Genomic DNA, 21,910 nt, shown 5'->3' with positions numbered 1-21,910 from the left:
AAGAGTTGCTTTTATGTACAGTTACATACTGCGCCGACTGGCGCTGATGATCCCAACCCTGTTCGGCATCATGCTGCTCAACTTTGTCATTATACAGGCCGCTCCCGGCGGCCCTGTAGAACAGATGATTGCCAAGCTGGAAGGTTTTGATACCAACGCCATTAGCCGTATTGGTGGTTCAAGCAGTGCGGAAGTGCAACAGTTTTCCCTGGACGAATCCGGTGAATACCGTGGGCGACGGGGACTTGATCCCGAGCTGATCAAGGATATTGAGAAACTCTATGGTTTTGACAAGCCTGCCCCTGAACGATTTTTTCAGATGGTGGGCAACTATATGCGTTTCGACTTTGGCGACTCGTTTTTCCGCGACGCTAAAGTCGTCGACCTGATCATAGAAAAGCTGCCTGTCTCCATTTCCCTGGGCTTGTGGAGTACGCTGATTATCTATCTGATCTCTATTCCTATGGGCATTCGCAAGGCGGTTCGTCACGGCTCAAGGTTTGATATCTGGACCAGTGCCGTCATTACCACCGGTTACGCCATTCCCAGCTTTTTGCTGGCTATCCTGCTGATTGTCCTGTTTGCCGGTGGTAGCTACTGGAATATTTTCCCACTGCGGGGGCTGACCTCGGACAACTTTGATGAACTGACCACAATGGGCCAGATAATGGATTATGCCTGGCACATGGTGTTGCCAGTCTTCTGTATGGTGATTGGCGGCTTTGCCACGCTGACCATGCTGACCAAGAACTCATTCCTTGATGAAATCCACCGTCAGTATGTGCAGACCGCAAGGGCAAAAGGACTGGACGAAGGCCGGGTTCTGTACGGACACATTTTCCGAAATGCCATGCTGTTAGTGATTTCCGGTTTCCCTGCCGCCCTGATCGGCATTCTGTTTACCAACTCTCTGCTGATTGAAATTATATTCTCCCTCGACGGCCTGGGACTGCTGGGCTATGAAGCCGCCATTAACCGCGACTATCCAGTGGTGTTTGGCTCACTCTTTATCTTTACCCTGATTGGCATGGTGATTAAACTGGTTGGCGATCTGACTTACGTCATGGTGGACCCACGAATCGATTTCGAAGCGCGGGGTTAGCACACGATGGCACTGAAAATGACCCCTCTCAACCAACGACGCTGGAAAAACTTTAAACGAAACCGCAGAGGCTACATCTCCCTTTGGTTGTTCGGCATCCTGTTTTTCACCACCCTGGTTGCCGAATTTATTGCCAATGACAAACCCCTGCTGATCCGTTTTCAGGGTGATTACTACACTCCGGTGTTTCATACCTACCCTGAAACCACCTTTGGTGGCGAATTCGAACTGGAAATTGACTACCGGCAGGACTATGCAAAAGAGTTGATTGAACCTCATGGCTGGATGTTGTGGCCCCCCATTCGTTACAGTTACGACACCATCAATTATGCCAGGATCGCCCCTGCACCTCCCTCTCTGGACAACCTTCTGGGTACGGATGACCAGGGTCGGGATGTACTGGCCCGGGTTATTTATGGTTTCCGGATATCGGTTCTGTTTGGCCTTGCCCTGACCTTTTTCAGCACCATTATCGGTGTCGGTGTCGGTGCCATACAGGGTTTTTATGGCGGCAGGATCGACCTCTTCGGGCAGCGCTTTATTGAAATCTGGTCAGGTATGCCCAGCCTCTACCTGCTTATTATTCTGTCGAGTTTTGTCGAACCCGGTTTCTGGTGGCTGCTGGGAATTATGCTGCTGTTCCAGTGGATGACGCTTGTCGATGTGGTTCGGGCTGAATTCCTGCGTGGCAGAAACCTTGAATATGTCCGGGCGGCAAGAGCCCTTGGAATGAGCGACAGTCGCCTGATGTACCGGCATATTCTGCCTAATGCCATGATTGCCACCGTCACCTTTATGCCCTTTATTCTCACCGGTGCCATTACCACCCTGACCTCACTGGATTTTCTCGGCTTTGGCCTGCCTGCCGGGTCGCCTTCACTGGGTGAGCTGATTGCCCAGGGCAAGAACAATTTGCAGGCACCCTGGCTGGGGATTACCGCCTTTATGGTGATGTCGGTGATGCTGACCCTGCTGGTCTTTATTGGAGAAGCCTCACGTGATGCACTGGACCCACGCAAGTACCATACAGGAGTGTAAGCGATGAGCGACTACCAAACTGCCGCGCAAAAACCGCTTCTGAGTGTCAAAGACCTGCAGGTTGAGTTTCTGCAGGGTGAACAGGCATTTAATGCCGTCAACCGGATCAGTTTTGATATTCGCCCTGGTGAAACCCTGGGACTGGTCGGCGAATCCGGTTCCGGCAAATCCGTGTCGGCATTGAGTATTTTAAAACTGCTGCCGGATAATGCCCGTTACCAGGGTGAAATTTTGTTCAACGGTGAAAACCTGACTCATGCCGACTCCAACAAGATTCGCCAGATTCGCGGTCACCAGATCAGCATGATCTTCCAGGAACCCATGACCGCACTGAACCCTTTGCACACCATTGGCAAACAGATTGCTGAAGTGCTGGCACTGCACCTTGGACTGAACAATGGTGAAGCCAGAACCAGAGCGCTGGAATTGCTGAAACTGGTTGGTATTCCTCAACCCACCAGCAAAATTAATGCTTATCCGCATGAGCTGTCCGGAGGCCAGCGTCAGCGGGTGATGATTGCCATGGCTCTGGCCTGTGAGCCGAAGCTGCTGATAGCCGATGAGCCGACAACCGCTCTGGATGTTACAGTGCAGCGACAGATCCTTAAACTGCTGGCGGAATTACAGGAAAAACTGGGAATGGCCATTCTGTTTATCAGCCACGACCTGAACCTGATCCGTCATGTATCTGACCGCATCTGTGTGATGAAAGACGGCTGTATGGTTGAACAGGAAGCGACTGAAACCCTGTTCACCCGTCCACAGCACCCCTACACCATTGACTTGCTGAATGCCGAACCCGGTGGTGCGCCAGAGTCTTTACCAAATCCGGATAAAACCCTGATTGAATGTAAAAACCTTAAAGTCTGGTTTCCCATCAAACAGGGATTTTTCCGTAAAACCGTCGACCATGTCAAAGCCGTGACGAACCTCAGTATGTCACTGCAACAGGGGGAGACTCTGGGTATTGTCGGTGAATCAGGCTCGGGAAAAACCACGCTGGGCATGGCTCTGATGCGATTGCAGTCCAGTGAAGGTGAAATCTATTTTATGGAAAAAGGGCTCCATGGCCTGAGCCAGAAAGCCTGTCAGCCCTTCCGCCGGGAAAAGCAGGTGGTGTTCCAGGACCCTTATGGCAGCCTGAGCCCGCGCATGACCATTGCTGACATTATTGCCGAAGGTCTGGATATCCATGGTGTCAGCAGCAGAGAAGAACGTGAGCAGGAAGTCATTCGTGCCATGGCTGATGTGGGTCTTGATTCTGACTTCAGGCACCGGTATCCACATGAGTTCTCCGGTGGCCAGCGCCAGCGGATTGCCATTGCCAGGGCATTGATCCTGAAGCCAAAGCTGATCATTCTCGACGAACCGACCTCTGCACTGGACCGGACGGTTCAGTCACAGGTCATCGAACTGTTGCGTAACCTGCAAATGAAATACAACCTGAGCTATATCTTTATCAGCCATGACCTCGCCGTGGTGAAAGCCATGAGCCACCGGATTATGGTGATGAAGGAAGGACAGGTCGTTGAGCAGGGTGATACCGGCGATATCTTTCACAACCCTCAGCAGCCTTACACCCGGGAGCTGCTGGCGGCTGCTTTTGAAACGCAGCTGGCAGATAATAGCTCCAATGCTTACAGCCGGAATGCTTAAGCACGCGCTGTTTTGGATTATTCCGCAGTTTCGAATTCGTGGCTGCGGGAACCGATATGAGCATAAATCAGCGCTGAAATTAAACAGTTCGGGACTTCCAGTGAACGCTTGCAATAATACGACGATTAGCCGCTACCGCAATGCGCGAGACAGCACAGAAAGTACTATAATTTACCATGCTTTTCCTATGTCAGTAATTTCCAGAAACAGACTTATGATTTGAAACCGGAACATTAATGGCAGTAAAAGAGGTTCTGGTATGCCAGGTTTTAGATGTTCAAAATGTGGCAGGAACTGTACGACCCATTATGGACTCACCAAACACATGCGAACTCATACAGGCGATAAGCCATATAGCTGTGATGTCTGTGGAGAAAGTTTTGCCAATACCTCTAATTTAACCAAACACAAGCGAGTCCATACAGGTGAAAAGCCATATAGCTGTGAGGTCTGTGGAAAAAATTTTAGCCAGTCGACTAATTTAATCAGACACATGCGAGTCCATACAGGCGAAAAGCCATATAGCTGTGAGTTCTGTGAAAAAGGTTTTAACCAACCGGGTGATTTAGCCAGACACATGCAAACCCATACAGGACAAAAGTTTGTTTGCCCAGTCTGTAAAGCTGGTTATACACGACGAGATAGACTCAATAAGCACATACAAAAGCGTCACCCAGCCCCGAATACGCCTGATACAACCGCATTCACTCAGGCGTCCACCGGAGTAGTCACAACAACACGCTCTTTTAACTCTGGCTCAAGCTCCCCCACAACAATCAGCGTAAGCTATATCAGCTCAACTGATGAAGAAAGACCACCGGTTAGAGTGGTTACTAATTCAACTCCGTTAGCAGAGACAATCATGGTCACACAACATGATGGAAAAGTTATTACAACTATTCAGCCCCAGGCAGAGTCTGATCCCCGTAATCCTTTACCGCAATAAGGGAAGTAGAAGATAAAAATACCCCATCGAAGGCGAGAATGACGGTTCAGAGTTTATTTCGCATTTTTTCACCTTTTGCAACAGCCTCTTTCGCGGGAATGACGAAGCACTGGTATATTCTAAAGTGCTGCTTCCCTTAAGTCAGTGCCATTGACCTATAATTAGCCTTTTCAAAAAAGTGTAGAATTATGATTCTTAGAAAATTATGCCTGATAGGTTTTTTCATCATCAGCGCACATGCATCCGACCAACAAGAAAAAGTCTATTTATGTTGTAATAACGTGCAATGTAATAAAGAAAAGACCATGGTTGTTTATTATGGGGCTGATATAGATAAAGACCCTTTACCTAATCATAATCATAATATTTTACTTAATGAAAAAGATGCAAGAAGTGCTTAAAACTATCGACCTGGCGAACAATGGGATCACAGAAAGTCATGTCAGTATAAACTCTGGTTTGATAGGTAACATCACTTTCTATCACATTGAAGAATATTCATTTTCCACAAACGGTGGTGTAGGAAAAAGTGATCTCATAGGAAGTACATTGGTAGGGGGGTTGGCGGGTCTGGGGGCTATTGCAGGAGATCCAAAAATACGAGGCCCATTTTTTAAGGGAATCCGTTTAATAGCAACAGGAATAGGCGCTTGTATGCTTGTTAATTATATGCTTCTAAAGTATAAAAGATGATTAATAAAGTTTCTTATTTTTGAAGCCGAAACAGGTTACGCAACCGCTTCATTCACCACCAAAAAGCGGTTGCGATGCTCACTTCAGAACAGAAACTAATCTACTGAGAGTTTTCTTTATATACGACATTTTGTCTTTTAAAAGTGCTATCATTACTCGCAGAACAAACGTTCTTATTATGGGTTTTCGGACAGACACTACTTAGTGCCTGTCAGAAAACCCCTGAAAAACCTCTTCTGATTCTGGCGGGCAGGAATTGATAGTGATCAGATTTCACTGCCAACACAGTGCAAGAGCAGTTTTTATACTATGCTGCTCAAAATTTAATCAAAATCACCTATTTCCGAGCATAGTAAACCCTCACGCATGGCATGATCAAAAGCAAAGGAGCGGGTATCTGGCTCGAAGGTTACTGACGATCTCTGGTCAGAAGAATTTTACCCAGCCGCTTCAAATTACCGGCAACAACCGCCAGTGCAACGTAGCGCTTAAAACCCTCAATGCCTTTATCCGGGCATTTGTCGAGACCGTTCGCCTCCAGTGCATTGATATCAGATTCAACGGCTGAGTGTTTTCTTTTTGCCCGAATAAATTCCGGGTGAGATTCCCGCTTTTTGTCAATGGCTGACAGCCTGCCTTTTTTGGGCAAAACTGCACGTTCCAGCAGCACTTCGAGCTTTTCAAGATTACCCGGACTCCAGAAACCTTTGTCGTAGCTCACCTGGCTTAATGCTGAAAACCGTTTTTTGGCACCCTCTGCCATAGGCACTGTAACCTGGTCGTCTGTCTGCTTTTGCATGACCTGGTGATGCAGGGTAAAACCAAACTGATCCTGCAACACGCAAACCCGTAATCCCAACTCCACCGGGGTTCCGGCTTTCCCCTTGCTGATCCACTCGGTGTGAGGTTCAAAAATTGAGAACACCTTCTCATTATGAGGAATCTGCTCGTACTCAATAACCCGCCGGTAAATCAGGTCTATCTGATGGTGGCTATGGGCAATGTGGTATTTAAGGTTCTCCAGCCTTGGCTCATCCGGTTGTTGTTTGGTCAGCAAAGACAAGGTCAATTCAGCTTTGCGGATAATTGAGGTGCTGTACTTGATGTACTCAAGATGAGCCATTTCAACTTCGTGCTGCCGCAAGCGCTGTTTCAATTCACAGGTAGCGCTGGAATGCTTCAGGTTTCGTGCTTTGTTATAACGCTTGCGGTGCTGATCCTTCAGGTATTCACGCTGACGCCAGCCCGGCAGTCGATACTGGTCAGATAGAGCTGACGCAAACTCGATACTCTTACGACAAGCGTCGCTCAATAAGCCGATATCCGTAGGAAAGTGGACATCGGTTTTAACTACGAACGAATCGGCACGGCCATGTAGCGGTTCATCTTTTTTTTTACGAGCTGATGACCTGCTGCCACTATAATCTGGTTTACCTGATCCAGTATTTCCGGCGTGAAGCAGCTGATATTATCCTGCAGTGTCTGAGTATGGTAAGAGTGCGTGCAGTAAGGGCCGTGACCCAGCATTTTCCTGAGAGTGCCATGCTCATTAGCCAGTTCTTTCAGGCGGTCGTAGTCGCAGTTAGTGACCAGGCGAAGTGTGCCAAACACCAGTATTTTCCAGAACTCCATACCAGGACGGCCATTGTTTTTGTCTGTGGAAGTCATGGTGTCGAGTACTTGAAAAACCTGATTACGCAGCTCAAGGTTTGTCCATATGTGCTGCAAAGCTTTCAGCAGACGGGGGATGTCGTCTCTTGACTTAGCGTCAAAGGTGATGGCAGAGATATCAACCTCGCCCAACTGCATTTGTGGGTTGATGGTTTGGCGCATAAATGTGAAAACAGCCTGTTTTGTAAAATCTTCGAGAACTATATGGGGCTGCAGGCTGCTGTTTTCAAGTGTTTGAGGGTTTTCGGACAGGCACTACTTAGTATCTTTGCTTGTATCTTTTTCATCATCTTCCTCTCTCTTTTTTTCTCTTTCGATTTTTTCTTCAAGTGGTTGAAGCACCTGTTGCTCAAAACTTTCTGCATTGATGATGAAGCCTTTCGTTTCAGATATATGTAGAAAGAAGGATTCGGTGGGTGCTTCCTGGTAGATCGAATCTAATTGTTCACGTGCTGCACGAAGTACACCCGGATTGCTCGCCAATAGCATATTGCGAGGAGGGTTAATGTCGTGAGGAAAGCATATCAATTGGGATAATCTGGAGATAAAATCTTCTTTCAAGAACTTTACTTCATACTTATCAAGCATACTGAAAATACTGTTAATCACCCTGCTGACAATAGAAATATTTTGCCCTTCGGAGTTAAAATCAGGCTCAATGACAGCCAGCTCGTTTAGCCTTCTGTTTGCCTCTTCGTTTTCTCCAAGGAATGCCAGATAAACTGCAACGAGAGAAGAAAATAAGACATACGATGTGTGATTTTCTTCAGGGCTGTTTTGACATTCTAAACGATTAAAAAAAGACAAGACCCTGCTCATGGCATAACCCAGACGACTTTCTTCAAGGTATCTGCACCTTTCTCCGTAGTATGATGTAAAAATAGCGATTTCATGCAGGAATTCATGATAGTTATAATTCATGTTGACTCGCTCAGAAGAACTGCTTACATTCTGTTGTGCCTGCCTGAACTCAGCCTCTGCGATAGCGATAAGATTGCTGTACACATTACCGAATAACGAAAGAAGTGTGCGTGTATTGGTAGCACCATTAGCACCATTAGCACCATTAGCACCAGCAGAATCAGGTCTTTGTGTGTCCAGTAATTCCCTTAATGATGCCAGTAAATTTTCTCTGCCTTCCTGAACATTTCTCAGCGAATTAAAGTTTATGCTGCGAAAGAAAGCGTGGTATTGAATCAATGTCGCAATATTACTGGAAACTGTTGACAGCTGGTTTTCCCCAGCCTGTGCTGCTAATTGCGACAACACAAAATAAACATCGACCAGCGTATAATCGTCTGGTTTATTTATTATGAGTTCTAATGCTTGATAAACATCTGTCAATCTGATTGAGTGAGTAACGGAAAGATACAGTGTGCCATGGTAATTGTAAAAATGAATCCCATACATTATGGATGTATAAAGACTACGGTTTGATTGGTGATAAACCTCCAGTAAGCCTGATGCTTCGTCAGGGGTATCTGATGCTTCGCCAGGGTTGTCTGATGCTTCGCCAAGGTTGCCTGATGCTTCGTCAGAGTTGTCTGATGCTTCGTCAGGGCTGTCCGGATTTTGTGCTTTTTCCTTTTTTTGTTCATGTGGTTGAAGCACCTGTTGTTTAAATTTTTCTTCGTCGGTGATGATGTTTTCCATTTGATTGAAAGGTAAATTGAAAGGTAAGGAGAGTGAACCGGGGTTTTCCCGGTAGATCAAATTTAATCGATTACGTACTGCGCGAAGCACATCCAGATTGCTCGCTAACAGCATGTTGCGAGGAGCGCGATGATGGTGAGGTAAGCATACCATCAAGGATAATGCCTCTATAAAATATTGTTTCACGAGCGTTTGTTCATGCATATCAAGCATACGGAAAACGCTGTTAATCACCCTGTCGACAATAGAAATATTTTGCTCTTCGGAGTTAAAAGCAGGCTCAGTGGCAGCCAGCTGGTCTAGTCTTCTGGTTGCCTCGTTGCTTTCTCCAAGGAATGCCAGATAAACGGCAACGAGAGCAGAAAATACGACATAGGATGTGTGGCTTTCTCCAAGATTGTTTTGATTACCAGGCAGGCGAAAAGACAAGACCCTGCTAACGGCATAACCCAGGCGACTTTCTTCAAGGTATCTGTACTCTTGTCTGTTTTCTTCAGGGTGTCGCACTTCCCTAACTATAGGGCTATCGTATGATGCAATAACGGAGAGGTCATACAGGAAGCTATAAGGCCGGATGTCTGGCTCAGAATGACTGTTTACATAGTGCTGCGCCTGCCTGAATTCAGCCTCTGCGATAGAGATAAGGTTGCTGTACAGACTACCGAATAACGAATGAAGTGTACGTATGGGGGTATTGGTAGTGCCATTGGTAGTGCCATTGTCGCCTGCAGAATAAGGTCTTGGTGTGTCCCGTAACTCCCTTAATAATGCCAGTAAATTTTCTCTGCCTTCCTGAATATTTCTCAGCGAGTTAAAGCCTGTTATGCCAAAGTTAGAGTGGTATTGAATCAATGTCGCAATATGATAGGAAACTGTCTCCAGCTCTCTTTCCCTGGCCTCTTCTGCTAATCGCGACAACAAATAATAAACATCGACCAGCGTGTAATCGTCTGGCGTATCTATTATATATTGCAGTCTTTGATTTATGCTCAGGCTGCGTCTTCTTATTCCTGGTCCAGTAACCACCACGCCATTGACGTGTTCCAGTTCCTGATTGACAAAAGAAATTTTCGAAATTATTTGATCATATTCTACTTGAAATGAGTGGTATAAAGTGTCAGCCATCTCATCCTGCCCGCCTGACGCTCCGTCGTCAGTATCCGAAGCTGCTGCGACGTCTTCTGTGTCTGAACCCGGATTTTCCATATCTGGTAGCTCAGGTATTTCAACAGTTGACCCATGTGAAAGCATATCATTCAGGTTTGCCGGATCTGCTGGCAGCGTGGGTGCCGTGCCGCGAAACATTGGATTGAAACCAGCATCGGATGGATCCTCCATGGGAGGCTGAGCATAATTTGACCCAACAGAAAGAGAGACTGCGAAGCTTGTCGAAAGTAACAGATTGCTGCTTAAGATATCAGGGGTTAAACAGATGCGTTTTTTTTTAGCATGGTATGAATCTTACTTTAAATGATGATTAATGAAGTAAATCCATCCTAATATAAGTATTATTTTTACAGGCTTTTTCAACGTGGATGTCAGTATAGTTAAAGAATACCGGAACAACGCATAAAATATTTTAAGTATTCAGAGTGGATCCCCGCCTGCGCGGGGATGGCAATGGTCTATAGCTATGCAGGAACAATCGGATAATTAACACCCGAAATCTGCCGCAAAATCCGGTTCACCTGACAACTGTAACCGTACTCATTATCGTACCAGACGTAGAGTACACAGCGGTCACCTTCCACAATAGTCGCCTTGCTATCAACAATGCCCGCCTTGTGATTCCCCACAAAGTCACTGGACACCACTTCACTGGAGTTAACAAAATCAACCTGTTTTTGCAGCGATGAATACAGGGATGTGTCCCGCAGATACGTATTCAGTTCAGCAAGCGTCGTTGTCTGCCCCAGGTTCAGGTTCAGAATTGCCAGAGAAACATTAGGCGTAGGCACCCGTATGGCACTGCCCGTCAGTTTTCCCTTAAGTTCCGGCAGGGCTTTGGCCACCGCTTTGGCGGCACCGGTTTCGGTGATGACCATATTAAGGGCAGCGCTGCGCCCGCGACGGGAGCCTTTATGGTAGTTATCAATCAGGTTCTGGTCATTGGTATAGGAGTGAACGGTTTCCACATGCCCACTGACAACGCCGTATTGATCGTGAATAGCCTTCAGCACCGGAGTAATGGCGTTGGTGGTACAGGACGCTGCCGAGATAATTCTATCTTCCGGATCAATATCCCGGTTATTAACGCCATAGACAATATTTTTCAGGTCACCCTTACCCGGCGCAGTTAACAGGACTTTGCTGACGCCCTGACATTCAAGGTGCTGGCTGAGCCCGGCTTCATCTCGCCATACGCCGGTGTTGTCCACCACAATGGCGTTCTTGATACCATAACGGGTGTAGTCAATGCTGTCGGGAGAACTGGCATAGATCACCTGAATTGCCACACCATTGGCGTAGATGATTTCGTTATCATCATCAACACTGATCGTGCCACGGAAAGAGCCATGCACTGAATCCCGCCGTAACAGGTTAGCACGCTTATGCAGATCATTGTCAGCCTTGCCCTTGCGAACAACGATCGCTTTAAGATTAAGCCCGGCTCCGCCACCCGCCCGTTCAATCAGAATTCGTGCCATCAGCCGCCCAATACGCCCAAAGCCATAAAGCACAACATCCTGACCAGTAGCCTTGGCGGATTGCCCACTGGTAGCCAGCTCACCCAGTTCCTGCTTTATGTAATCAGAAACGGACTGTTGGCTGCCTGACGTCATATAGCCGTTCGCCAGTTTGCCTATATCAATACGACAGGAAGCCAGGTCCATCCCGTTGAGCGCCTGAAGAACAGGAAATGTATCCCTGACCGTTAATTCACTATCGTTTACCTGTCGTATAAATTTATGGGATTTCAGAATTTCTATAACAGAGCGGTTAATAATAGAACGGCCATAGACCGTTGTTACCACATTTTTATCCCGATACAACCGCCCGATCAGCGGAATCATAGATTCCGCCAGTGCCTCTCGCTCCTTCCAGTCCTGAAAATATTTATCTACCACGGTGTCGACCCTGCTGTTTATAATTCTTATCGTTATGCCGCGAGGCTTCTCGTGGTTATTATCCTGACCATAATGACAATTGGCAACATCCGGATATCACCGTTTCACAGATCTGATCATCTGTTTTTAATTTCAATACTTCAGGCTGTGATAAAAGCAGCTGAATAGCTACAATGCGCATTCACCGATGCACTTATATCAATCAGGACGTACCGTAGATTCATGTCACAGGCAAGCCTTCCTCTGCCCACCCACACGGGTGACAAAATCATCTGGGCCAACCTCGACCAGACCGCCAGTGCCTGGGCCATTGCCAGCGCTGCCAGAGAAAGCAGCAAGCCCCTGCTGGTCATCACGCCTGACTCAAACCGGGCCAACAGCCTTGAAGAGGAGCTGACGTTTTTTCTCAATGGGAACGAATCCATTAAAATCATGCATTTCCCCGACTGGGAAATTCTGCCTTACGACGCCTTTTCACCCCACCAGGACATTGTCTCCCAGCGTCTTGAAACCCTTTACCGCCTGCCTGGCTATCAGCACTGCATCCTGATTATTTCCATCACGACATTGCTGCACCGCATGAGCCCTAGAAGCTACCTGGAAGCGAATTGTCTGGTGATCAGCCGGGGCGATAACTTCCTGCTGGAACAGCGTCGCCAACAACTGGAGCAGGCGGGCTACCGTTGTGTCGACACGGTCTATGAGCATGGAGAATTTGCTATCCGTGGCGCCCTGATGGATATTTTCCCGATGGGGGCTGACCAGCCATTCCGTATCGACCTGTTTGATGATGAGATCGATACCCTGCGCGCCTTTGACCCTGAAAGCCAGCGCTCAACCGAACAAGTCGACAGTATCGAGCTACTGCCCGGCCATGAATTTCCCATGGATAAAGCCGCCCGGGACCAGTTTCGCAGCCGCTTCCGGGACACATTTGACGTGGATTACCGGGAATGCCCGCTCTATCAGGATATTGGCCAGGGCATGGCAAGTCCGGGCATGGAATATTACCTGCCACTATTCTTTGAACAGACAGCAACCCTGCTTGACCATATCCCGGAACAGACCATCGTCGTTCAGTGTCAGGGGGTTCAGGAGGCTCTGCAGCATTTCTGGAAAGATGTTAATGAGCGTTATGAAAACCGTAAGGTTGACCCACTGCGCCCCTTACTGCCTCCGCACCGGGTATTGATGCCGCCGGAAGAGTTGAATGCAAAACTGATGGATTACGGTCGAGCCCGACTCGATACAGACCGCGTTAAAGAACAACAGGGGCGCTATAACCTCAGTCATTTACCACTGCCTGAGCTGACACTGAATGCCAGAACTGATAATCCTCTGGCACCGTTGGAAACCTTTATCGCCTCCGGCCCGCGTATCCTTCTGGTGGCAGAAAGCGCCGGTCGTCGTGAAGTGCTACTGGAAATGCTGGCCCAGAACCAGATTAAACCAGTGGAGTTTGCCAACTGGTCAACGTTCCTCGGCCATAGCGAAACACTGGGAATCACTCTCGGCTCTCTGGAAGCAGGGCTGCATCTGTCAGAACCGGATGTCGCACTGATCCCTGAAGCTCTGCTGCTGGGGCAGCGGGTTATGCAGAAAAGACGCCGTCGTGGTGACAGTGATTACCAGACCGATCAGGTGATTCGAAACCTGACCGAACTGCGCGAAGGTGCGCCTGTTGTACATATTGATCACGGCGTGGGACGCTATCGAGGTTTGCAGACGCTGTCCGTTGATGCTCAGGAAGCGGAATTTGTAACTCTGGAGTACGCCAGCGAGGCAAAACTCTACGTCCCCGTCGCATCTCTGCACCTGATTGCCCGTTATACCGGTACAGACGATGAGCTAGCCCCCCTGCATCGTTTAGGCAGCGAACAGTGGACCAAAGCCCGTCGTAAAGCCGCCGAAAAAGCCCGGGACGCCGCCGCTGAACTGCTCGACATTTATGCCCGCCGGGAAGCCCGGCAGGGGTTTGCCTTTGACTCCCCGGATCAGCAATACCATGCCTTCAGCGCTGGTTTCCCGTTCGAGGAAACACCAGATCAGCAACAGGCTATCGAATCGGTGATTAAAGACATGACGGCCATCCAGCCCATGGACAGACTGGTCTGTGGTGATGTGGGCTTTGGTAAAACCGAAGTGGCAATGCGGGCTGCCTTTATGGCGGTTCAGAGCGGCAAACAGGTGGCGATTCTGGTACCCACCACACTGTTGGCACAACAACATTATGAAAGTTTCCGGGATCGTTTTGCTGACTGGCCGGTGGAAATGGATGTGATCTCCCGGTTCCGTTCAGCAAAACAGGTGCAGGGGCTGAAAGAAAAACTGCAGGAAGGGAAGATCGACATCATTATCGGTACCCATAAGATTTTGCAGGGCGACCTGCATTTCAAAAACCTTGGGTTACTGATTATTGATGAAGAACACCGTTTTGGTGTACGCCACAAAGAAAAGCTGAAGTCTCTGCGTTCCGAAGTGGACATTCTCACACTGACTGCTACGCCAATACCCAGAACCCTGAATATGGCTATGTCCGGCATCCGGGATCTGTCGATTATTGCCACCCCTCCCGCCAAACGCCTGTCAGTAAAAACCTTTGTGCGTCAGCACGATAACCAGTTGATAAAAGAAGCCGTTCTGCGTGAGCTGCTCCGTGGCGGTCAGGTGTACTGCCTTCACAACGAAGTTTCCAGCATTGAAAAAGCCGCTGAAGATTTGCAGGCATTGATACCGGAAGCGCGTATCGGCATTGGTCACGGTCAGATGCGCGAGCGGGAGCTGGAACAGGTGATGTCCGATTTTTACCACAAACGTTTCAATATTCTGGTGTGTACCACCATTATTGAAACCGGTATTGATGTCCCCAGCGCCAACACCATTATCATCCATCGCGCAGATAAATTTGGACTGGCACAGTTGCACCAGTTAAGAGGCCGGGTCGGTCGTTCCCACCACCAGGCGTATGCCTACCTGATGACGCCATCACCGAAATCCATGACCAGAGATGCTATCAAGCGGCTCGATGCCATTTCCGATGCCCAGGACCTGGGAGCCGGATTTATGCTGGCATCTAACGATCTGGAAATTCGTGGTGCCGGTGAGTTACTGGGTGAAGACCAGAGTGGTCAGATTCAGAGCGTCGGCTTTACCCTGTATACCGAAATGCTGGAAAAAGCGGTTAATGCTATTCGCCTGGGTGAAACCCCTAACCTCGATAAACCTCTGCAACAGGGAACCGAGGTGAATCTGCGTCTCCCTGCCCTGTTGCCGGAAGATTATATTCACGATGTTCACAACCGCCTGATTCTCTACAAACGCATTGCTGCTGCCGGTTCAGACAATGACTTGAAAAGCCTTCAGGTGGAGTTGATTGACCGCTTTGGCCTCCTGCCAGAGCAGGCCAAAAACCTGTTCCGACAGACCCGTATCCGTCTGACTGCTGAGAAACTGGGGATTATCAAGCTGGACGCTGGAGAAAACAGTATCCGGATCGAGTTTGAAGATCAGCCTAAAGTGGATCCGCTGGCAATTATTCAGATGATCCAGGCTGATCCTCATCTCTACAAACTGGAAGGTAGCAGTGTCTTCAAGTACAGTGGCGCTATAAATGGAGCCATGGAACAACCTGAGCAGCGCTTCGCTACGGTTGAAAGCCTGCTGCAGAGGCTGACAGGATAATACCTGTCAGCTGTAACTCTCGGAAACCCCGTTAATGATACGAATGTTCAAAATTATCCTGAAACCTTTACTGTTGCTGGCAGCACTGCCAGCCATCAGCCATGCCCGCGATGCCGAGCCACAGCGATGGTTTCAGGCGGACATGGTAGTCTTTGTCAACCTGAACAGTATGAATGGTGCTGAGCAGTGGCCCAAAATCAGCCCTTATACTATTCCGGCCAATGCCATCAAACTGCGTAGTCCGGATGCACTTAACTCTGCACCGGGCATCAACGACCTGTTGCGCCTGCACAAACAGGATCGGGAGAAAGCCCTGCCCGATCTGGAACGGGAAGCCTTTGTGTCCCTGCCAAGGGAGGCTCATGTACTGCTTAAACAGGGAAATACGATTGATACAGCCAATGATTACAAGGTGATCAGCCGGATGGCGTGGATTATGCCACTGGAAGATGATTCCAGAAGCAAGCCCATCAAAATCCGGGCTTACAGCAACACCGGCAAGCCCAGTCTGCTGGAGGGTTCGGTCAGCATCAGTTCCAGCCGCTTTCTGCATGCGGATGTCAACCTGTGGTACAGCGAGCTGAGCAGGGAAGCCCTCTCGGACCAGCTACTGAATGTTACAAACGATATAGACAGTGAAAACCCACAGACAGTGAAGAATGGAAAAGCTAAACCCGACATTCGCCGTGACCTGCAATTGGTGATGGACCCATCGGGTACACCTATGAAAATAACCCGCAACTTCCAGTTGCGGGAAAGCCGCCGGATTCGAAATACACGACAAATTCAGTATCTTGACAGTCCGGTACTGGGTGTACTGATCAAACTCACACCTTACGACGTTCCGGAGGTTCCGCTGCTGCCTGATATCGAATCTTCCAGACAGCCTGAGCCGGTACTTGGACTGCTGCCGGGCCTGAACCTGGAAGGCTGACCGGGAATATCATTCCACTTGCTGCCCGGAGCGATTCGGGTAGCGCCCTTCAGTCTGTCTGTTCACCTGCTCCAGCTCCTCTTCAGTCAATGCGCGATAGTCCCGGGGATAAGGCCAGCCATCACTGGTGAATGGGGCAATGTCATCTGCGACCGCCTGATGGATGGTCAGAGAACAATACAGAAGAACCAGCAACCCTGGGCAATAATACCTATATCCCATCGTTGAACAGTTAAATCCTATTGGTGACATTTAAGCAGGTTATATCATGCCAGACTATAGATGCGTGTTGTGCAATAGACAGTTTTCACATGGTGGTGATTTCCATAAACACATGAAAACCCATTCCGGTGAAAAGACCGAGGTTTGCCAGACCTGTGGGAAGAAATTTGGCGTTAAAGGCAACTTGACCAGGCACATGAAAACCCATGAAGACATAAGAAAGTTTCCCTGCCCGGTCTGTGGAATATTTTTTACCCGGGGAGAGCATGTCACGAGACATATAAAGGCTCGCCATCAAAAGCCGGCTGCCACGGTTTCCGTACAAGTCCTGGAAAGAGGAGGAGCTGTCGGAACAATCAGATCAACAACCCAAACATTCAGCACCTCCCAGACACAAACTACCATCAGTAATGTCAGCTCAAACATTGGAGAGGCTCAGATCGTTACTCAGGCAAGCAGTTCGGTAGTCACAACCACTGTAACGCAACAAGGAGAAACCATCAGTCATTTCGAAAGCAGACAAGAGGCGGCCGTAGCACTTCTGCGGCTGGCTGGGCAGGGAGAACAAGCGGCAGCCGAAGCACTTCTTCAGTTGGAGGGGCAGGGAGATCAAGAGGCGGCTGAAACACTTCTGCAGCTGGGGGAATAAGTAACAGTTAAATCCTATTGGTGACATTTAAGCAGGTTTTATCATGCCAGACTATAGATGCAATGTGTGCAATAGACAATTTGTATATGGTGCTGCTTTCAACAAACACATGAAAGCCCATTCCGATCAAAAAACGGATGCTTGCCCGACCTGTGGGAAGAAATTTGGCTTGAAACACAACTTGACCAGGCACATGAAAACCCATGAAGACATAAGAACCTCCTTTCCCTGCCCAATCTGTGGAAAATTTTTTACCCGGGGAGAGCATGTCACGAGACATATAAAGGAAGTCCATAAAATGTCGACTGCCACTGTTTCCGTACAAGTCCGGGAAGGAGGAGGAGCTGTCGGAACAATCAGATCAACAACCCAGGCATTCAGCACCTCCCAAACACAAACTACCGTCAGTCATGTCAGCTCAAACATTGGAGAGGCTCAGGTCGTTACTCAGGCAAGCGGTTCGGTAGTCACAACCACTGTAACGCAACAAGGAGAAACCATCAGTCATTTCGAAAGCAGACAAGAGGCGGCCGTAGCACTTCTGCGGCTGGCTGGGCAGGGAGAACAAGCGGCAGCCGAAGCACTTCTTCAGTTGGAGGGACAGGGAGATCAAGAGGCGGCTGAAACACTTCTGCAGCTGGGGGAATAAGTAAATCCTGCTCTAGCCATCACTGGTGAATGGGGCAATGTCATCTGCGACCGCCTGATGAATGGTCAGAAAACAATACAGAAGAACCAGCAACCTTGAACAATAATACTGATATCCCATCGTTGAACAGTTAAATCCTATTGGTGACATTTAAGCAGGTTTTATCATGCCAGAGTATAGATGCGATGTGTGCAATAGACAGTTTAGACATCGTGGTAATTTCAACCAACACATGAAAGCCCATTCCAGTCAAAAGATCAAGATTTGCCAGACCTGTGGGAAGAAATTTGGCTTAACAAGAAGCTTGACAAGGCACATGAAAACCCATGAAGACATAAGAACCTCCTTTCCCTGCCCAATCTGTGGAAAATTTTTTACCCGACAAGAGCATGTCAGGAGACATATAAAGAAAGTCCATGAAAAGCCGACTGCCACGGTTTCCGTACAAGTCCGGGAAGGAGGAGGAGCTGTCGGAACAATCAGATCAATAACCCAGTCATTCAGCACCTCCCAAACACAAACTACCGTCAGTAATGTCAGCTCAAACATTGGAGAGGCTCAGGTCGTTACTCAGGCAAGCGGTCCGGTAGTCACAACCACTGTAACGCAACACGGGGAAACCATCAGTCATTTCGAAAGCAGACAAGAGGCGGCCATAGCACTTCTGCGGCTGGCTGGGCAGGGAGAACAAGAGGCAGCCGAAACACTTCTTCAGCTGGAGGGGCAGGGAGATCAAGAGGCGGCTGAAACACTTCTACAGCTGGGGGAATAAGTAAATTCTGTTCGTCATTCTCTTATCCTTTCTTTTTTTAAGACCCATAGTTTTTAAGAAACATAGTTTTTAAGACCCATAGTCGCCCTGAAAACAGAATGGTACTTCCCCCGACAGGTTGTGAATTTCATATCGGGCTGAGATTTAGCATTGCCAGAAATGCTGGTTTAATTAATAACGCCTGTTCATAGCCAGAACAGGCAGGTAATGGCGGTAAGCTCCTAACTCTGTTTTTTTAATAGTTCGTAGAGCTGATCACATTTTTCTGCCAGTTCACGGTCGACCGCAAGAATACCAGAGCCCTGGTCCGACTCATGAGTCCCCCAGGCAATGGTCAGACTGCCCCACTCCAGCACCATGCGGGGATGATGAATATAGGTTTCGGCAAGACCTGCCACGGCATTGAAAAACGCCAGTGACCTGGAATATTTTTTAAACGGAAAAGATTTTTCGAGATGCTCAATACCGTCGTATACACAGACATTCCAGTCGCTCATGGTTATCTCCTGTAAAAAAACCATCCCAGCCAGTGAGACAGAGGCAGTGTAGAAAAATAACGATAACAACGTAAACTGGTATAGCTGAAATTGAGTCAGACAGCAATAGATCAAATGGTGTCGTCAGAAATCTCCCTCAGGATGTTTGCTGAAGATAATTCGGTTGAAATATTGCAAAAGAGATCGGCAGTGGCCATACAGTATGCTGCACCAAAGGCGCAATCAAAGCGATCAATACGCTGTGCTGCACAGCCCTATGCCTACAGAGCAAGAACGCCTGCCAGAAGGAAAAAGCCAAGGCGAAAGCGTTTTAGTCTTCGCTGCCCTTGTCTTCTTTGTCTTTCAGCTCTGCCTGCAGCTGCTCAACTTCCTGCTTACTGCTGTTCAGCTGCTGAGTCAGTTGCTTCTGCTTGGATTTCAGGGTGTTGTTCTCACCGGTCAGACCGCGATTCTGTTCCTGCAGACGTTTAACCTGCTTCTTCAGACGGTCAGGATTGCTGGCTCGCAGGTTTTTCAGCTCGTTTTCAGAACTCTTAACCAGCTTGTCGAGTTTCTCGGCTTTTTGCTCAGCAGCTTCAAGGCGGGACTTCAACTGAGTCACTTCCTTGTTGTGCTGTTCGGTGATTTCAATCAGAGCAGCAAGACGCTGTTGCTCGATAATGTCCATCTCTTCGGTATTAGCGAAATGGCCTCCCACGTTAAGGGTACCCATAGATATACTAGCCTCTGAAAAAGGTAATGATAGGATTAAACGAAGCAGCTTCCGCCCGCATTTTGGTGCTAGATATAGTGACGCCAGATACAGTGAAGCGACACATCGTAGAGCAACAATGAGATCGAAGTTTTGAGTTATGAACTGAATTGTTCTTCATTCAACGACTGGTAGAAGCAGACTGACGGTAGACGGGGTCGCATCGTAATACAGCATCCCCCTGAAGAAAAGGTAAATTTACATCATTAGCTGATGCATTGCCAATTTTTTTTGAACCATGTCATCGAATACCGTTATAAGAAGAAAATAACTGTATGTTTTATTATCAACAGGGGTTCCGATATACAATACATCCTGCCCTGTTTTTTCTATTTAAAGAGTAAGCCGCTGTTTATCAGCCATTTTGTAGTGTAAATCTGAGTATGGATATTTTTTTACATCGTTTGAACTCTGATAAGCCTGACTTTCCTCCCGTCAGCGAAGCGCTTGACCAGCCCAATGGCTTACTGGCATTTGGCGGAAAACTTGATACCACCACTCTTCTTGCAGCCTATCGGCAGGGTATTTTCCCCTGGTTCAACGCCGGAGAGCCCGTTCTCTGGTGGAGTCCGGACCCCAGAATGGTGATCCGCCCCGAAGCCATTCACATTTCCCGATCCATGAAAAAAGAGCTTCACAGGCATTCCTATCAAATGACTGTCGATCAGGATTTCGCCGGGGTGATGCATCAGTGCCGAATACTCAGGGAAAAAGCGGAAGGCACCTGGATTACTGATAATATGGAACAAGCCTATAACCAGCTGCACGCGGAAGGTTATGCGCACTCCGTTGAAGTCTGGGAAGGCAGGGAGCTGGTTGGCGGCATCTATGGCCTGGCAATGGACCAGATGTTTTTCGGTGAATCGATGTTCAGTAAGAAAAGCAATACGTCGAAGCTCGCCATTATTTACCTATGTCGCTTCCTGGCTGACCAGGGAATCAGACTACTGGACTGCCAGGTTCCAAACCCCCATCTAGAGTCTCTTGGCGGGGTTTGTATGCCAAGACAGCTCTTTATGAAATATTTGAAAAAATATTGCCGTACTGCTCATTCCGTTGCAAACTGGAATTAAGAGTGGCAATGGATGGCCAGACGCTATGAGTGTTCTGAAAGATCTAAAATTCTACGCAACCCAGCCTCATACATGCAGTTACCTGCCTGAGCGACAGGCCATCACCCTGTTTATGGACCCTTCTACAGAACTGGATTCGGGTCTCTACAGCCATCTTTCCGATATTGGCTTCAGACGCAGCGGCAGACATATTTACCGCCCCCGATGCAATGGCTGCAACGCCTGCATTCCGGCCCGGGTTGCAGTTAAGCAGTTCACTCGCCGGCGTACACAGAAAAAAAACTGGAATAAAAATCAGGACCTGGTGGTCACCGCCCATAAAGCGGTGAACGATGAAGAAACCTACCGGCTCTACCAGTCCTACATTAATACCCAGCATAAAGATGGCGATATGTACCCTGCCACTGAAGAACAGTTTGAGTCATTTCTGGTTCAGTGTCCGGACTTCTGTACTTTTTATAAATTTCGCCTTGGAGATGAACTGCTGGCAGTCGCTGTTACCGACCGCCTGAAACACGGGCTCTCTGCCATCTATACCTTTTATCACCCCGACTACCCGAGGCGCAGCCTGGGGCGTTACTGTATTCTCTGGCAAATCGAACAAACCCGTAAGATGGGTTTTGACTATCTACATCTGGGTTACTGGATCAAGGATTGTCAGAAGATGAATTACAAGATTCAGTATCGTCCTCTGGAGATTTACCTCAACAATCGGTGGGTGACCCTGAAATAAGTGAATATCTGCAAATTGTTATCAGAATTGGCTTGATAACAGGCAGTTATCTTTGCTTTGGCGCTGGATTTAGGGCAGAATGCCAGCCAAATTTCTATTCCTCCAACATCGTTTGCCCTGAG

General features: G+C 48.2%; 18 protein-coding genes and 1 pseudogene. 13 read left to right on the top strand and 6 right to left on the bottom strand.

Going from position 1 to position 21,910, the window contains the following annotated elements:
• Positions 1 to 13: 13 nt before the first annotated feature.
• The 5 genes from NX722_RS07625 to NX722_RS07610 all read left to right on the top strand — a co-directional run bounded on the left by NX722_RS07625 (position 14) and on the right by NX722_RS07610 (position 5,435).
• A complete protein-coding gene (locus tag NX722_RS07625) occupies positions 14 to 1,102 on the top strand; it encodes a microcin C ABC transporter permease YejB (RefSeq protein ID WP_262567471.1) in 1,089 nt (362 codons plus the stop codon).
• A gap of 18 nt (positions 1,103 to 1,120) precedes the next feature.
• Entirely contained in the window at positions 1,121 to 2,140 is a 1,020-nt protein-coding gene (locus NX722_RS07620; protein WP_262567470.1) for an ABC transporter permease, read from the top strand.
• 3 nt (positions 2,141 to 2,143) lie between these two features.
• Complete coding sequence (locus NX722_RS07615) at positions 2,144 to 3,796, top strand: ABC transporter ATP-binding protein (protein ID WP_262567469.1); 1,653 nt, start codon at positions 2,144 to 2,146, stop codon at positions 3,794 to 3,796.
• Positions 3,797 to 4,055: 259 nt separating this feature from the next.
• Positions 4,056 to 4,742 (top strand): C2H2-type zinc finger protein, encoded by a 687-nt coding sequence (locus NX722_RS28810; protein WP_407647967.1) that lies wholly within the window; start codon positions 4,056 to 4,058, stop codon positions 4,740 to 4,742.
• A gap of 375 nt (positions 4,743 to 5,117) precedes the next feature.
• Entirely contained in the window at positions 5,118 to 5,435 is a 318-nt protein-coding gene (locus NX722_RS07610) for a hypothetical protein (protein WP_262567468.1), read from the top strand.
• A gap of 409 nt (positions 5,436 to 5,844) precedes the next feature.
• On the opposite strand, the gene NX722_RS07605 is transcribed toward NX722_RS07610, so the two are convergent.
• The 3 genes from NX722_RS07605 to NX722_RS07595 all read right to left on the bottom strand — a co-directional run bounded on the left by NX722_RS07605 (position 5,845) and on the right by NX722_RS07595 (position 11,773).
• Positions 5,845 to 7,268 (bottom strand): ISNCY family transposase gene (locus tag NX722_RS07605; protein ID WP_262567467.1). Its coding sequence is split into 2 segments (ribosomal slippage): positions 5,845 to 6,824 and positions 6,824 to 7,268, totalling 1,425 coding nucleotides; the frame shifts between segments, so codons are not numbered across the junction.
• Positions 7,269 to 7,361: 93 nt separating this feature from the next.
• Positions 7,362 to 10,097, bottom strand: coding sequence for a hypothetical protein (locus NX722_RS07600; protein WP_262567466.1), 2,736 nt, complete (start codon positions 10,095 to 10,097; stop codon positions 7,362 to 7,364).
• A 293-nt stretch (positions 10,098 to 10,390) separates the two neighbouring features.
• Positions 10,391 to 11,773 carry a glyceraldehyde-3-phosphate dehydrogenase gene (locus NX722_RS07595; protein WP_407648062.1) on the bottom strand — a complete coding sequence of 461 codons (1,383 nt, stop codon included), beginning with the start codon at positions 11,771 to 11,773 and terminating at the stop codon, positions 10,391 to 10,393.
• A 276-nt stretch (positions 11,774 to 12,049) separates the two neighbouring features.
• Between NX722_RS07595 and mfd the strand changes: the two genes are divergently transcribed.
• Both mfd and NX722_RS07585 read left to right on the top strand, forming a co-directional pair.
• Positions 12,050 to 15,508: a transcription-repair coupling factor gene (mfd, locus tag NX722_RS07590; RefSeq protein WP_262567464.1), complete on the top strand. Its 3,459-nt coding sequence runs from the start codon at positions 12,050 to 12,052 to the stop codon at positions 15,506 to 15,508.
• Positions 15,509 to 15,551: 43 nt separating this feature from the next.
• A complete protein-coding gene (locus tag NX722_RS07585) occupies positions 15,552 to 16,442 on the top strand; it encodes a peptidoglycan binding protein CsiV (RefSeq protein WP_262567463.1) in 891 nt (296 codons plus the stop codon).
• A 9-nt stretch (positions 16,443 to 16,451) separates the two neighbouring features.
• Here NX722_RS07585 and NX722_RS07580 read toward each other — a convergent pair whose 3' ends face one another.
• On the bottom strand, positions 16,452 to 16,664 hold the full coding sequence (locus NX722_RS07580) for a hypothetical protein (protein WP_262567462.1): 213 nt from the start codon (positions 16,662 to 16,664) through the stop codon (positions 16,452 to 16,454).
• A gap of 46 nt (positions 16,665 to 16,710) precedes the next feature.
• Between NX722_RS07580 and NX722_RS07575 the strand changes: the two genes are divergently transcribed.
• The 4 genes and pseudogenes from NX722_RS07575 (at position 16,711) to NX722_RS07560 (ending at position 18,734) form a co-directional block, all read left to right on the top strand.
• Positions 16,711 to 17,313, top strand: a complete 603-nt coding sequence (locus NX722_RS07575; protein ID WP_262567461.1) for a C2H2-type zinc finger protein — start codon at positions 16,711 to 16,713, stop codon at positions 17,311 to 17,313.
• A gap of 43 nt (positions 17,314 to 17,356) precedes the next feature.
• Positions 17,357 to 17,575, top strand: a pseudogene (locus tag NX722_RS28805) (C2H2-type zinc finger protein); the annotation flags it as partial.
• Positions 17,576 to 17,611: 36 nt separating this feature from the next.
• Positions 17,612 to 17,962, top strand: coding sequence for a hypothetical protein (locus NX722_RS07565; protein ID WP_262567459.1), 351 nt, complete (start codon positions 17,612 to 17,614; stop codon positions 17,960 to 17,962).
• 166 nt (positions 17,963 to 18,128) lie between these two features.
• A complete protein-coding gene (locus tag NX722_RS07560; protein ID WP_322740918.1) occupies positions 18,129 to 18,734 on the top strand; it encodes a C2H2-type zinc finger protein in 606 nt (201 codons plus the stop codon).
• Positions 18,735 to 18,955: 221 nt separating this feature from the next.
• Here NX722_RS07560 and NX722_RS07555 read toward each other — a convergent pair whose 3' ends face one another.
• Together NX722_RS07555 and NX722_RS07550 are read right to left on the bottom strand one after the other, a co-directional pair.
• Positions 18,956 to 19,231, bottom strand: a complete 276-nt coding sequence (locus tag NX722_RS07555) for a 4a-hydroxytetrahydrobiopterin dehydratase (RefSeq protein ID WP_262567458.1) — start codon at positions 19,229 to 19,231, stop codon at positions 18,956 to 18,958.
• A 310-nt stretch (positions 19,232 to 19,541) separates the two neighbouring features.
• On the bottom strand, positions 19,542 to 19,943 hold the full coding sequence (locus tag NX722_RS07550; protein WP_262567457.1) for a hypothetical protein: 402 nt from the start codon (positions 19,941 to 19,943) through the stop codon (positions 19,542 to 19,544).
• Positions 19,944 to 20,365: 422 nt separating this feature from the next.
• Here NX722_RS07550 and aat point away from each other — a divergent pair, with 422 nt between their 5' ends.
• Together aat and NX722_RS07540 are read left to right on the top strand one after the other, a co-directional pair.
• Positions 20,366 to 21,055 (top strand): leucyl/phenylalanyl-tRNA--protein transferase, encoded by a 690-nt coding sequence (gene aat / locus NX722_RS07545; RefSeq protein WP_262567456.1) that lies wholly within the window; start codon positions 20,366 to 20,368, stop codon positions 21,053 to 21,055.
• A gap of 25 nt (positions 21,056 to 21,080) precedes the next feature.
• Positions 21,081 to 21,788 carry an arginyltransferase gene (locus NX722_RS07540; RefSeq protein WP_262567455.1) on the top strand — a complete coding sequence of 236 codons (708 nt, stop codon included), beginning with the start codon at positions 21,081 to 21,083 and terminating at the stop codon, positions 21,786 to 21,788.
• Positions 21,789 to 21,910 lie beyond the last annotated feature (122 nt).

Origin of the sequence: Endozoicomonas gorgoniicola, from assembly GCF_025562715.2 — a bacterium.
Lineage (GTDB): Bacteria > Pseudomonadota > Gammaproteobacteria > Pseudomonadales > Endozoicomonadaceae > Endozoicomonas_A > Endozoicomonas_A gorgoniicola.
This window is presented reverse-complemented; position numbering and strand designations above follow the sequence as displayed.

What these genes read in the sequence shown, in the direction of transcription:
- NX722_RS07625 (WP_262567471.1), top strand. Translation starts at nt 14, where the DNA reads ATGTACAGTTACATACTGCGCCGACTGGCGCTGATGATCCCAACCCTG.
- NX722_RS07620 (WP_262567470.1), top strand. Translation starts at nt 1,121, where the DNA reads ATGACCCCTCTCAACCAACGACGCTGGAAAAACTTTAAACGAAACCGC.
- NX722_RS07615 (WP_262567469.1), top strand. Translation starts at nt 2,144, where the DNA reads ATGAGCGACTACCAAACTGCCGCGCAAAAACCGCTTCTGAGTGTCAAA.
- NX722_RS28810 (WP_407647967.1), top strand. Translation starts at nt 4,056, where the DNA reads ATGCCAGGTTTTAGATGTTCAAAATGTGGCAGGAACTGTACGACCCAT.
- NX722_RS07610 (WP_262567468.1), top strand. Translation starts at nt 5,118, where the DNA reads ATGAAAAAGATGCAAGAAGTGCTTAAAACTATCGACCTGGCGAACAAT.
- NX722_RS07600 (WP_262567466.1), bottom strand. Translation starts at nt 10,097, where the DNA reads ATGGAGGATCCATCCGATGCTGGTTTCAATCCAATGTTTCGCGGCACG.
- NX722_RS07595 (WP_407648062.1), bottom strand. Translation starts at nt 11,773, where the DNA reads ATGATTCCGCTGATCGGGCGGTTGTATCGGGATAAAAATGTGGTAACA.
- mfd (WP_262567464.1), top strand. Translation starts at nt 12,050, where the DNA reads ATGTCACAGGCAAGCCTTCCTCTGCCCACCCACACGGGTGACAAAATC.
- NX722_RS07585 (WP_262567463.1), top strand. Translation starts at nt 15,552, where the DNA reads ATGTTCAAAATTATCCTGAAACCTTTACTGTTGCTGGCAGCACTGCCA.
- NX722_RS07580 (WP_262567462.1), bottom strand. Translation starts at nt 16,664, where the DNA reads ATGGGATATAGGTATTATTGCCCAGGGTTGCTGGTTCTTCTGTATTGT.
- NX722_RS07575 (WP_262567461.1), top strand. Translation starts at nt 16,711, where the DNA reads ATGCCAGACTATAGATGCGTGTTGTGCAATAGACAGTTTTCACATGGT.
- NX722_RS07565 (WP_262567459.1), top strand. Translation starts at nt 17,612, where the DNA reads ATGTCGACTGCCACTGTTTCCGTACAAGTCCGGGAAGGAGGAGGAGCT.
- NX722_RS07560 (WP_322740918.1), top strand. Translation starts at nt 18,129, where the DNA reads ATGCCAGAGTATAGATGCGATGTGTGCAATAGACAGTTTAGACATCGT.
- NX722_RS07555 (WP_262567458.1), bottom strand. Translation starts at nt 19,231, where the DNA reads ATGAGCGACTGGAATGTCTGTGTATACGACGGTATTGAGCATCTCGAA.
- NX722_RS07550 (WP_262567457.1), bottom strand. Translation starts at nt 19,943, where the DNA reads ATGGGTACCCTTAACGTGGGAGGCCATTTCGCTAATACCGAAGAGATG.
- aat (WP_262567456.1), top strand. Translation starts at nt 20,366, where the DNA reads ATGGATATTTTTTTACATCGTTTGAACTCTGATAAGCCTGACTTTCCT.
- NX722_RS07540 (WP_262567455.1), top strand. Translation starts at nt 21,081, where the DNA reads ATGAGTGTTCTGAAAGATCTAAAATTCTACGCAACCCAGCCTCATACA.